The 11760-nt window shown below is 72.7% G+C and carries 13 protein-coding genes; 7 read left to right on the plus strand and 6 right to left on the minus strand.

Features of this window, described 5'->3' with window-relative positions:
* The 4 genes from VG276_12510 to VG276_12525 all read left to right on the plus strand — a co-directional run.
* The coding region (locus VG276_12510) for a hypothetical protein (protein ID HEV8650200.1) at positions 1 to 238 on the plus strand (238 nt) is incomplete at its 5' end.
* Between the two features lie 59 nt (positions 239 to 297).
* Positions 298 to 747, plus strand: a complete 450-nt coding sequence (locus tag VG276_12515; GenBank protein ID HEV8650201.1) for an RDD family protein — start codon at positions 298 to 300, stop codon at positions 745 to 747.
* A 907-nt stretch (positions 748 to 1654) separates the two neighbouring features.
* Positions 1655 to 2065 (plus strand): hypothetical protein, encoded by a 411-nt coding sequence (locus VG276_12520; GenBank protein HEV8650202.1) that lies wholly within the window; start codon positions 1655 to 1657, stop codon positions 2063 to 2065.
* A 58-nt stretch (positions 2066 to 2123) separates the two neighbouring features.
* Complete coding sequence (locus VG276_12525) at positions 2124 to 2369, plus strand: hypothetical protein (protein ID HEV8650203.1); 246 nt, start codon at positions 2124 to 2126, stop codon at positions 2367 to 2369.
* A gap of 245 nt (positions 2370 to 2614) precedes the next feature.
* Here the strand turns inward: VG276_12525 and VG276_12530 are convergent, their stop codons facing one another.
* Both VG276_12530 and VG276_12535 read right to left on the minus strand, forming a co-directional pair.
* A complete protein-coding gene (locus VG276_12530) occupies positions 2615 to 3229 on the minus strand; it encodes a DoxX family membrane protein (GenBank protein ID HEV8650204.1) in 615 nt (204 codons plus the stop codon).
* 451 nt (positions 3230 to 3680) lie between these two features.
* Positions 3681 to 5135 carry a multicopper oxidase domain-containing protein gene (locus tag VG276_12535; GenBank protein ID HEV8650205.1) on the minus strand — a complete coding sequence of 485 codons (1455 nt, stop codon included), beginning with the start codon at positions 5133 to 5135 and terminating at the stop codon, positions 3681 to 3683.
* 87 nt (positions 5136 to 5222) lie between these two features.
* On the opposite strand from VG276_12535, the gene VG276_12540 reads away from it, so the two are divergent.
* Genes VG276_12540 through VG276_12550 form a run of 3 tightly spaced genes read left to right on the plus strand, consistent with a single transcriptional unit; the run spans position 5223 to position 7443 of the window.
* The gene (locus VG276_12540) at positions 5223 to 6461 is read left to right on the plus strand and encodes a nickel-dependent hydrogenase large subunit (protein ID HEV8650206.1); all 1239 of its coding nucleotides are present in this window, start codon (positions 5223 to 5225) and stop codon (positions 6459 to 6461) included.
* On the plus strand, positions 6458 to 7048 hold the full coding sequence (locus VG276_12545) for a hydrogenase maturation protease (protein HEV8650207.1): 591 nt from the start codon (positions 6458 to 6460) through the stop codon (positions 7046 to 7048). The genes VG276_12540 and VG276_12545 overlap by 4 nt, the downstream gene beginning before the upstream one ends.
* On the plus strand, positions 7021 to 7443 hold the full coding sequence (locus tag VG276_12550; protein HEV8650208.1) for a class I SAM-dependent methyltransferase: 423 nt from the start codon (positions 7021 to 7023) through the stop codon (positions 7441 to 7443). The genes VG276_12545 and VG276_12550 overlap by 28 nt, the downstream gene beginning before the upstream one ends.
* A 96-nt stretch (positions 7444 to 7539) precedes the next feature.
* Here the strand turns inward: VG276_12550 and VG276_12555 are convergent, their stop codons facing one another.
* Genes VG276_12555 through VG276_12570 form a run of 4 tightly spaced genes read right to left on the minus strand, consistent with a single transcriptional unit; the run spans position 7540 to position 11748 of the window.
* The gene (locus VG276_12555) at positions 7540 to 8766 is read right to left on the minus strand and encodes an anaerobic glycerol-3-phosphate dehydrogenase subunit C (GenBank protein ID HEV8650209.1); all 1227 of its coding nucleotides are present in this window, start codon (positions 8764 to 8766) and stop codon (positions 7540 to 7542) included.
* Between the two features lie 10 nt (positions 8767 to 8776).
* A complete protein-coding gene (gene glpB, locus VG276_12560; protein HEV8650210.1) occupies positions 8777 to 10012 on the minus strand; it encodes an anaerobic glycerol-3-phosphate dehydrogenase subunit GlpB in 1236 nt (411 codons plus the stop codon).
* Entirely contained in the window at positions 10012 to 11577 is a 1566-nt protein-coding gene (locus VG276_12565; protein HEV8650211.1) for an FAD-dependent oxidoreductase, read from the minus strand. Before VG276_12565 ends, glpB begins: the two co-directional genes overlap by 1 nt.
* A 33-nt stretch (positions 11578 to 11610) precedes the next feature.
* The gene (locus VG276_12570; protein HEV8650212.1) at positions 11611 to 11748 is read right to left on the minus strand and encodes a hypothetical protein; all 138 of its coding nucleotides are present in this window, start codon (positions 11746 to 11748) and stop codon (positions 11611 to 11613) included.
* Positions 11749 to 11760 lie beyond the last annotated feature (12 nt).

Here is an 11760-nt window from a genome sequence, read left to right on the forward strand (position 1 = left end):
CCGGGCCGCCCGGGACCGAGGGCGGTTCACCCGCAACTTTGTCGTCCAGGCCAGCGCCGCCGACTGGGCGCTGGTGTGGCTGGCGGCTGTGCGCCGCCGGCTCGCTGACCCTGCGGCCACCGACCTCACCCCGGCCGACCCGACCGGGCGCCCGCAGCTGGTCTTCTTCCAGCACGACGAGGTGGTGGTGCACTGCCAGGCCAAAGGTCCTCTGGAGTGGGGGCCCTTGGGCCCCTGACGCTGCGACCCGCCCGGAGGAGTCTGGGCAAGGCCCAATGGCAAGAAGGGGTGATCGGCATGGCAACCGTGCAGACCCTGGCCGGACGATCGCAGGTCGGCCGCGCATACGGCGGCTTTTGGCGCAGGGGGATCGCAGCCGCCATCGACTGGATACTGATCGGCGTCGTGGTGTCCTTCACGATCGGCTACCACGGACAATTGGCGACCCCCCACTCGACCGTCAAGGTCGTCGTGTACTACGCGCTGGCGCTGGCGGTGGTGTGGCTGTACTTCGCGGCGATGGAGGCCTCCGCCTGGCAGGCGACCCTCGGCAAGCTGGTCGTAGGGGTCAGGGTCACGACCGTCGACGGGCAGCGGATCGGCTATGGGCGGGCGACCGCGCGGCTGCTGGCCAAGTTCGGCCTGTCGCTGCCGCCGCTAGGGCTTGGGTTCGTGCTGGCCGGCGTCGATGCCCGCAAGCAGGCCCTGCACGACAAGGTGGCGGGCACCGTGGTGGTACGCGCGTGAGGATCCTGCCGTCAAGGACTCCATGACCTCGCGGGCGAGGTGGCCGTCCTGCAAGCGAGTTGAGCGCGCGGAGGTGCGCCCGCTGCCGACCCGGTGGCCTCCCGCCCAAACGCGACCGATCGTCACCATGGGGGTAGTCATTGGCGGTCCAGGACGAGCCGCTCCGCCCGGCGACGCAAACCACCTCCCGATGTCTGCGTCCCTGAACCAGTCAGTGTCTCGCTCCTTGAAGAGCATGACCGGCTAATCCGCACCAGACGGCCGTGACGATCAGCCCGTGCCCCTGCTGGGGGACGGGTCCTCCGCTTCGAGTCGGCGCGCTCCAGCCGCGACCGCGCCTCGTCGAGGGCGGCCCGCCGCCAGAGCTGGTGCCGCGCCATCCGGAGGCGCCGCCGCCGGTCGGCCATGCGAGCGCCGACGATCACCCCTACCGCAGCGGCGGCGACCGCAGTGGCCCTCCAGCCTTCCTCGCCTGTCATCGTCCTCGACCTCCAGCCCTTCCGGAGCCTCGAGGACAGCATGACTCTGGGCATCTGGCTTCCCCAGGGCCGAACGGCCCACAGGCGCCGGGCGCGACGGCCCGGTCTCGGCCGGGGCCCGGCGCCGACCGGACCATTGGCCTGCCGGTGTGGGTTCGCGTCCACCATTGTGGTGATGGAGGTGATCGGCATGTCGGCGACCACCGCACTGCTTACCCTCGGAGCGATCTGGTTTGGTGTCGGCCTGCTGTTCGCGCTGGTCATGGGCCGCCATGGGCACGACCCGTTTGCCTGGTGGCTGCTTGGCACCGCCCTCGGCCCGCTGGCGCTGCCGCTGGGTCTGTCGGCCGAGCGGCGCGCCGTGAGCCGGCTGGCGCAGCTGCTGCGGGCGGGCGCGCCGGGTCGGAGTCCGATCGACGTCGTGGTGGATGTGGAGGGCTCTCCGGAGGCAGCCGCCGCGCTCGCCCACCGTGCTGGACCTGCTCGGCCCGCGCCTCGGGCGGCTCGCCCTGGCCGCCGTGACGACCTCGAGGCCGGCCGACTGGGAGCTCGAGCCGGGGCCTTCCGCGCCCGACGTCGGCCGGGCGCTGGCGGTCGGCGCCGGTGGGCGGCCGGTCGTGTTCGTCCCCGCCCACGCACGGGTGGCCCGGCGCCTGCGCAGCATCCTCGTTCTGCACGAGGGCAGCCCGTCCGCCACGGCCGGGGTCGACGCCGCCTCCGAGGTGGCCGTCGCCACTGGTGCGGAGGTCGTCGTGCTGCATGTCCCCGCCCCCGAGCCGTCCGACGAGCACGGGAGCCTCCCCGCTCCGCGGGTGGTCGACCACGGCCCTCAGGAGTGAGAGGAGTGGCGCCGGCAGTTCCTGGCCCGGTTCTGCCGCGGCGCGCCCAAGGTCTCTGTTGCGGCTCGAGGTGACGACCGGTCCACCCTTGGAGTCGATCCTCGCCGCCACGCGCCGGTTGCGGCCCGATCTGCTCGTGGCGACCTGGAAGGGGGATCCGCGCCAGGGCCGCGCCGAGCGCCTCAAGGCGGTGGCCCAGGGGGCTCCCTGCCCGGTGCTCATCCTGCGCGAGCCCGAGCCGTCGGCACGGCAGAGGCAGCCGGGCGCGCGGGTGGCGCCTGCTCGCCGGCCGGCCGATCCCTGACAGGGCGTTCCGGTCCGCCGGGGCGCCTCTTCCCGCCGGTGGAAGGGTCGGCGGGTTGCTGCACTGCCAGCGCCGCGACGCCTCTGGTCAGCTCCATGCCGATGCCCCTCAGCCTCATGCCGATGCCCCCGGTCGACCAGGTCGACCGGGGGCATCGGTGCCGTTGGTGCGGGCAGCGCACCGCCGGCAGCCGCTGGGGAGCTGATCGCAAGCGGCTGCCGGCGGTGGTCACGGGTTGGTCGCGGTCACAACAGCCAGCGGTTGCGCCGGACGAGCGGCAACTTCGCCCAGAGCCTGCCCAGGCCCCACGTGTTGCCGGCGTAGGTCACCGCCACCACGATCAGCGCCAGCGCGTAGACGAGGTGGTAGTCCACGATCGGGTTGGTTGACATGCTCAGCTCACCCGCGGAGGTGTGCTTGGCCAGCGGCCACTCCGCGGCCCACATCAGCAGCATCAGCACCGTGCCGCTTGCGGCCGCGGCGCGCAGCGCCACCCCGAGTGTCAGCGCGACGCCGACGCCGAGCAGGCCGAGCATGAACAGCCAGTTCGCCCAGGTGGCCCCCGCCCAGCTGTGGAATGTCGACTCGAACGGGCCCACCGCGACACTGCTGAGGAAACCCCTGGTGGGGGAGCCGCCGTGGATCCAGGCCTTGGCGGACGGGGTTGCGTAGCCGAGCCCGAACGTCTTGTCCAGGAAGGCCCACAGGAACACGAACCCGACCGCCAGGCGCGCGACCGCGAGGACCTTCGCGGCAAAGGTGGTGATGACCGCCCGGTGGGTCGGCGCGGTCTGGGCGGCGCGCTGGGCTGGGAGCTGCAACGAGCCGTCCAATCGCACCGGCTCCTGCTGGATCGTCATGGTTTACTCCTTTCGGTTGCCTCTTCTGCAGTCTGCTCGGCCCGCCCGACCAGGACATGGGCCGAACGTCCCGTCCCTGACAGGCCAATGGTCGGCCAGGCTCATGTGAAAATGTGAAACCTCAGTCATTGACGAAGAGGGAGGGTCGGGTCGTTGGTCGGCAGAGCTCCCAGCGCCCAGGCGATGCTGCCGGCCCACGCCTCGATCTCCGTCTAGTCGCGGAAGTCGCTCAACCTTTGGAATTTCATGGCCTGTGGCCGGGACTCATACGGTTCTCATCCCGCGAGCGCGAGGACGGCGCCCCGTCCAGCGGGCGACCATGCGACCACGGCGTTCAGTCCCGGAGGCGACCATGCGACCACGGCGTTCCCGAGCAACCGGATCCGTCCCAGGAGGACCGGTGCCGGTTGCCCGGGCTCGGTCGGACCCCGACCTCGTGACGCGGCGAGGGCTACGTGATCCGGTAGGGCCGCATCATCTCGTTGTCCTCGTGCTCGACGATGTGGCAGTGCCACACGAACAGGCCCGCTCGGTCGTAGTGCGCCTTGACCCGGGTGATCTGACCGGGGTAGGCGACCACGGTGTCCTTCAGGCCCATCTCCCACCACTCCGGGCCGAACGGAGTGCCCCCGAACGGCTGGCGGTTGACGACCTCGAACTGGATCTCGTGGATGTGGATGGGGTGGGCGTCCTCGGTGAAGTTGTGCATCGCCCACTCCTCGACCGCGCCCACCCGCACGTTCTCGGTGATGGGATCGGCCCACCCCAGCGGATTTGGCGTGCCGTTCATGGTGCCAAGCAGCGCGGCGACCGGCCCGTCGAACCCAGGGAAGATGGAGGCCGCCTCGTTGAGCGACACCTGGCGGGTGTTGGTAGTCGCCCCCGGCTTGGCCGGTGCCGGCAGGCTCAACTGCCCCGGTGGCGTGCTGGTGTCTTCTCCACTCAACGGCAGCGTGACCCGGAACTCCAGCACCTGCCCGGTGGTGGCGGGGTTCGCGGGGTCGAAGTCGACCCCGGGGGTGCCGCCACCGAACGGCTCGTCGGGCCCGAGGTTGCGCAGCCGGACCGTCCGGCCCGCAAGGCCGGCGAAATCGACGATCACGTCGGCGCGTTCGGCCGGCCCCATCAGCAGCTCGCCCAGCTGCACCGGTGCGGGCAGGAACCCGCCCTCGGCGCCGAGCTGCCAGAAGCGCAGGTCAGTGCTGTCGAACCGTAGGATGAGGAAGCGCCCGTTGCAGCCGTTCAGCAGCCGCAACCGGTAGCGCCGCGGCTCGACCTCCAGGAACGGCCAGGTCTTGCCGTTGACCAGCATCGTGTTGCCGAACACCTCGGGGTTCCAGATCGGCGGGACATCGCTGCCGGGGATGTACGGTCCTTGGAAGCCGTCGAAGAACTCACGGCTGTCGGGGTAGAACAGCGAGCCGTCGGCGTCAAACGAGCGGTCCTGGATGGCCAGCGGGATCTCGAAGTACCGCCTGCCTGCGGGATCGCCGCGGGCCGGCGCCGGCCCCGGCAGCACCCCAGCCGGCAGGTCGAAGGCGCCGTCGCGGAGCAGGTAGAAGCCCGCCGGCCCGGCATACACGTTGGCCCGGGTCATGCCCAGGGTGTGGTCGTGGAACCACAGCGTGGAGGCCGCCTGCTGGTTCTCGTACTCAAACACCGCCGTCCCCGGCGCCCACACCGCACCGGTCGCCGCCTGGGACTTGGCCTTGAACTCCTCATAGAGCGAGCCGACGGTGGCGTAGCCGGCGGGGATGTTGGCGGCCGCGGGCAGGTACCAGGCCTCGGGGTAGCCGTCGTGCTCCTCGCTGTTGCGCCCGCCGTGCAGGTGGGTGACGATCGGGACCGAACCGGTGTAGCGGCCAGGGGTGGTGGTGAAGGTCGGGCGCGAGTCCCGGCCGGCCACCCCACCCGGCGGGTTGGCCCAGTGCAGCGTGGGATCGATGGGCAGGATGTGGGGCAGGTAGTTGCCGGCCGCGAGGGCGAGGGCGCCATGCTGGTACGCACCCGCGATGGCCGAGTGGAGACCGTGGAGCTGCGCATCTACGAGCCGCCGCGGTTCTTCGAGGCGTTCCTGCGCGGGCGGGCCTACACCGAGCCGCCGGACACCACCGCCCGGATCTGCGGCATCTGCCCGGTCGCCTATCAGATGAGCGCGTGCACCGCGATCGAGAACGCCTGCGGCGCGACCGTGGACGGGCCCCTGGCCGACCTGCGCCGGCTGATCTACTGCGGCGAGTGGATCGAGAGCCACGCGCTGCACGTGTACCTGCTGCACGCCCCCGACTTCCTCGGCTACGACGGGGCGGTGGAGATGGCCGCCGACCACCGCGATGTGGTGCAGCGCGGCCTGGCCATGAAAAAGGCAGGCAACGAGATCATCGCGCTGCTCGGCGGGCGGCCGATCCACCCGGTCAACGTGCGCGTCGGCGGCTTCTACCGGGTGCCGGCCAAGCGGGAGCTGCTCCCGCTCGCCGAGCAGCTGCGCCGCAGCCGGGACCTGGCGCTCGAGACAGTGCGCTGGGTGGCTGGCTTCGACTTCCCCGGCTTCGAAGGCGACTACGAGCTGGTGGCAGTCCGGTCCCCTGATGGGGAGTATCCGATCTTCGGCGACGGGGTGGCCTCCAGCGGCGGGCTCGACATCGACGTGCACGACCTCGGTGAGCAGCTCGTCGAGCACCACGTGCCGCACTCCACCGCGCTGCACGCCTCCCTCGGCGGGCTCGAGCGGCCCTACATGTGCGGCCTGCTGGCGCGCTACGGGCTCGCGGCCGCGGCGCTGTCCCCGCTGGCCCGCGAGGTGGCCGCCGAAGCCGGCCTCGGGGGTGTCTGCCGCAACCCGTTCCAGAGCATCGTGGTGCGCGCGGTCGAGATGCTGTACGCCTTCGACGAGGCGTTGCGCCTGATCGACCGGTACGAGCAGCCGGACGCGCCCGCCGTCCCGGTCGAGCCGCGCGCGGCCACCGGGCACGGGGTCACCGAGGCACCCAGGGGAATGCTCTACCACCGCTACGAGCTCGACGGCGACGGGGTCATCCGCAGCGCCCGGATCGTCCCGCCGACCTCCCAGAACCAGCGGCAGATCGAGGACGACCTGCGCCGCTTCGTGGAGCCACGCCTGCACCTGCCCACCGACGAGCTGACCCGCCGCTGCGAGCAGGCGATCCGCAACTACGACCCGTGCATCTCGTGCGCCACCCACTTCCTCGACCTCGAGGTGGCGGAGGCGTGAGCGCGGCCCGGCCGGGCCGGGTGGTGGTGATCGGCCTCGGCAACCGGGTCCGCGGCGACGACGCGGCCGGCCTGGAGGTGGCTGGGCGGCTGCGGCGGGCGGCACCCGCCGGGGTCGAGGTGGTGGAGCACGAGGGCGACGCCGCCGCCCTGCTCGACCACTGGCAGGGGGCGGCGCTCGCGGTGGTGGTGGACGCGGTGCGCGCTGGCGGCGAGCCAGGCTCGCTGCACCGGCTGGAGGTCGTCCCCGGCGGCCAGGCGGGGAGCGGCATCGCCGACCGTGCCTGGCAGGTCAGCTCGCATGCCCTCGGCCTGGCGGAGGCGGTCGGCCTGGCCGGCGCGCTCGGTCGCCTGCCAGGCCGCCTGGTCCTGGTCGGCATCGAGGGGGGGGTCGTTCGCCGCCGGCGACGCCCTGTCCCCGCCGGTCGCCGCGACCGTCGAGCGTGCCGCCGGGGAGGTCCTGGCCCTGGTCACCGGCGGGGACGCGACAGCCGGCTGAGCATCCGGGCGAGGGTCGCGATTCCGCGGCGCGCCACGGATCGGCCCGCCCCCACGGCCGGGTGGTCGGCATCGACCACTCCCAGGTGATGTGGCGCCAGGCCCGCCGCCGCAACCGCGGTGCGGTGGCGTCGGGCCGGGTGCAGCTGCTGCGCGGCAGCCTGGCCGACCTGGCCGGCCGGCCGGCAACCTTCCACAAGGCGCTGGCCGTCAACGTGTTCGGGTTCTGGCCAGACCCGGTCGCGGTGCTGCGCCAGCTGGCCGAGGTGCTGCTGCCCGGGGCCAGGACCGCGCTGACCATGCAGCCGCGCGGGCGTGGCGTCACCAACCAGGACACCCGCCAGGCCGGCGAACGCATGGCGGCGGCGCTCCACGACGCGGGCTTCACCGACATCCAGGTGCGCACCCTGCCGCTGAAGCCCGTCGACGCGGCCTGCGCCCTGGGCGTGTGGCCCAGCGCGCGGCCAGAGCACGCGCGGGCCTGACACCCCCGGCAACCCCCATCCAGGGCAACCCTCTTCGGGCTTGCGATGGGCATGGCGGTCCTCTTTCGCAGCGGTTCCGGGTGGTCCTTGGCACGCTCACGTCCTGGTCGGGGTCTGGTAGGCGCGGTCGAGCACCTGGACCGGGTGGTAGACGGGCACGCCGGTGGCCTTGGCGATGTGCCAGCGGCAGGTCTCCGAGTCGCACACGATGAAGTCGGGCCGGGTGGCCTTGGCCTGCTCCCACAGGCCGTTCCCCACAGCCATCGCGATGTCGTACTTCTCGGCCTTGGTGCCGTAGGTGCCGGCCATGCCGCAGCAGCCGACCACCGACAGCTCGACCTCGAGCTCGGGTACGAGCGCGAGCAGGTCGAGCGCGGGCATCCCCGCCCCGTGGGCCATGAGCTGGCACTGCGGGTGGTAGATGGCCTTGGCGCGCAGCGGCCGGAACGAGGTGTCGAGCGCGCCCTCGTCGGCGAGGCCGGCCAGGTACTCGCAGATGTCGTAGACGGCCCGGGAGACCGCGGCCGTGCGCTCGTCCTCCATGCCGAGCAGCTCGCGGTACTTGGCCTTGAGTGTCATGCCGCAGGAGGTCGAGTTGGCCACGATCACCCCGGGGTCCCCGGCCGCGTCCGAGAGGTTGGCCGTCAGCTTGGTGGCGAAGCGGCGGGCCGCGTCGAAGTCGCCGTTGGAGACCAGCGGCAGGCCGCAGCAGTTCTGCACCGGGAACGTGACGCGCACGCCGTTGCGCTCGAGCACGCGCACGAGCGCCGTGCCGACCTCGGGCTCGTACTCCTGTGTCGCGCAGCCGTGGAAGTAGGCGACCGTGCGCGTGGCGTCGGGCGGCGGCCGGTGCCTGCGGGCCCAGGAGCGGAAGCTCCGGCTGGAGAACTTCGGCATGGCCGCCTTGCGGTGCACGCCCATGGTCTTCTCGAGGAGCCAACGCATCCCCGGGTTGGCCAGCGCGACGTTGGCCAGCGGGGCCACCGGGCGGGCCAGCCGGCCCATCAGGGTCGGGCGGCTGACCAGCTTGTCCCGCAGGCGCAGGCCGCCCTTGGCGCGGACGAGCTGCTCGCGGGCCACCGCGTTGATCTCGGCCACCATCACGCCCTCGGGGCACGCCTGGGTGCACAGCCCGCAGGCCGAGCAGTAGTCCAGCGAATGGTCCGGCGAGCTGCCGTTGTCCAGTCCGGCCCGGAAGCGCTGGCCCTGCGGGCCCTCGTACTTGGGGCCCGGGAACAGGTCGGTGACCGCGGCCACCGGGCAGACCGTGTTGCAGATGTTGCACTTGACGCAGGAGTCGGCGGTGTGTTCGACGCGGAGCATGAGCGGCCTTTCAGACGGGGGCGGCGGCGAGCAGCTCGGCGACGCGGGTGGCGGTGACGAGGGCGATGCCCTCCCGCGACCCCTCGGCGGTCGGGTCATGGTCGGCCAGCAGGCTGCCGACGCAGCGCAGGCCATCGAGCGCGGGCTTGCCGGTCGTGTCGAGCGGGCGGAGCTCGGCGTCGACCACGACCCCGGCGGCCCCCAGCGGATGGTCGTCGAGGAAGCGGTCGGCGAGGTAGTGCATCCGGTCGGCGAAGCCCTGCACCGGCAGCCCGGCCACGACCTCGACGAGCGAGCCGTCGCGCTGGGCCTGGATGCCGCGCCCGGCCACTCCTCCGGTGGCCAGCACGACCTCGTTGCAGCGGGTCACGATCGGCCGGGAGGCGCCCTCGGTCACCACCGCGGTGACCCTGCCGTCGCCGACCTCCAGGCCGGTCACCGGGAAGCCGAGCTGCAGGCGTACCCCGAGCTCGCGCAGCCGCGCCAGCCAGGCCGCGTACAGCCGCAGGCCGGGCACCGAGGGTGGCGCCAGCGCGGCCTCGACCAGCGCGATTCCTGTGCGGCGCTCCAGGTCGGCCCAGGCCTCGTGCCCGGCGGCGAGCCCGAGCACGGCTGGGACGACGGCGACGTCGGCGTCGCGCGTGGCGCCGGCCAACCGGTCGGCCAGCCGGCTCCGGAAGCCGGCGTCGTCGATCGCGCGGGCCAGGTCGACCGCGGTGAAGTGGCGCTCGTGGCTCCAGCTCGGCAGCTCGACAGCCTGCACGCTGGCCTGGTAGCCGGCGTCGCGCAGCCCGCGCGCGCACAGCCCGGCGGCGAAGTCACGGAAGCCGGCGAAGCCGACCACGGCTACGCGGCCGGCGAGCGGCCGGGCGGCGGGCGCGGGCACCAGGCAGGTCGGGCGCAGCGTGCCGAGCGCGGTGACCTGCCGGCGGTTCTGGTCCAGGCTGCCCTCGTGGGCCAGCCCGGCCGCGGCCGCCAAGCGCTGGAACCGGTCGATCGCCCGGCGCAGGACCTCGTCTTCGAGCAGCCGGTACGGATGCCGCGCGGGCAGCTCGGGCACGCCATCCAGCGGCCGACCGACCTCCTTGCCGCCGACCCGCGCGAGCACGTCGACCGCGCCCGGACCCCAGTGGGTGAAGCCGTTGCCGCGCGCGATGATGCGCACCTGGCGCCCGGCCTCGGCCAGGGCGACGGCGGCGGCCAGGCCCGCCGGGCCGGCCCCGACCACCACCACGTCGGCGCGCATCACGCCTCCCGTTCCGTCTCGGCCGGCTCCTGCTGGGGTCGCAAGTCGAAGGTACCCCGGTAGATGGCATGGTTCAGCAGGGCCTGCACGGCGCCGTCACCCCAGACCGCCATCCGCTGCCCACGCCAGCGCTCCTCGAGGAAGCGCTCCAGGTTGGCCAGCGGCTCGTTCTCCCCCGGACGCCGATCGTCGACGATCGCGGCGGCGCGCCAGCCGCAGAAGGCGCCCTGGCACGGCCCGAAGCCGAGCCGGAGCTGGCGGCGCAGGTCGTCCAGCTCGGTGGTGCCCTGGTCGACCGCCGCCTCGATCCTGGCCCGCGTGACCAGCTCACACTCGCAGACCAGCTCGCCGTACTCAACCTTCTTCTCCACCGTGGCGAGCGGGTCGGCGAGCCGGTGGAAGCCGTGCTCGGCGCCCGGGAGCGGCACCTCGGCGGTGGCGCAGTCGGCGTCCACCCCCATCTTGGCCGCGAGCACGTCCACGGTCCGCTCGGCCATCTGCCGGCAGGTCGTGAGCTTGCCGCCCACGATCGACAGCAGGTTGCCCGGCCCGTCGCGCTCGCTGTGGTCCAGCACGAAGAACGCCCGGGTGATGTCGCGGCTGTCGCCGGCGGCGTCCTCGGCCTTGTACAGCGGCCGGGAGCCGCTGAACGCCCGCAGCACCCGGCCGTTGGCGATCGCCGGGACCATCTGGGCGCACGCGTCGATCATGAAGTCGACCTCGCGTGGGTCGACCGAGATGTCGTCGGGGTCGTTGGTCTCGACGTCGGTCGTGCCCAGGATCGCCACCTCGTGGACGGGCACGATGATGTCGCCGTCGCCCGGCATCCGGCAGTCGTTGACCACCCCGCGCACGTAGCGGCTGACCATCACGACCATGGCACCCTTGCCCGGAGCCATCCTCAGCCGACCCCCGGCGAGTGTGGCGACCTGCCCGGCCCAGGCCCCGGCCGCGTTCAGAACCCACTGGCAGCCGATCAGCCGGTCCTCGCCGGCCGCCGTGTCGCGCACGCGCACGGCTCGGATCTGGTCGCCGTCGCGTTCGAAGCCGACGACCGGGTGGCGGAGCAGCACACGCGCGCCCCTCGACGTGGCGTCGGCGACGAAGCCGCCCATGAGCTTCCAACCGTCCAACGTCCCGTCCGGCACCGCGAACACCCGCGACAGGTTCGGCGTAAGCAGCGGCTCCCGCTTGCGCGCCTGGTCCAGGCTGAGCTCCTCGCAAGGCACGCCGGTCTTCTCGCAGGCCTCGACGAAGGCGTCCCCGTAGCTCTGCTCGTTCTCGGGCAGCAGCACGAACAGCCCGCCGGTGTCCTCGACACAGTGCGGCGCGATGCGCCGCAGCGTCATGTTCTCCTCGATGCACTCGGTCGCCGAGACCGGATCCTTCACCACGTAACGGCCGCCGGAATGCAACAGCCCGTGCCAGCGTCCCGACGTGCCCGTCCCGAGGTCGGCCCGCTCGACCAGCACCGCGTCGATGCCGCGCAGTGCGAGGTCCCGAAGCACTGCCGTTCCGGTCGCTCCACCGCCTACGACGACGACCTGCGTCTCGAGGTCCGCCACGACAGTTCCTCCTCGCGCCGTCTGCCGGCGGGCCTACCGCGGCCGGGCGATCAGGTTCGACTTGCCGAGCTGGTGCCGGGTCTCGATCAGGCGCACCGCGCCCGACCTGGAACGCATCGACAGCGACTGGGTGAGCACCTCATGGCGCTCGAAACGCACCCCCCGCAGCAACTCGCCGTCGGT

Source organism: Actinomycetes bacterium (assembly GCA_036000965.1).
GTDB lineage: Bacteria > Actinomycetota > CALGFH01 > CALGFH01 > CALGFH01 > DASYUT01.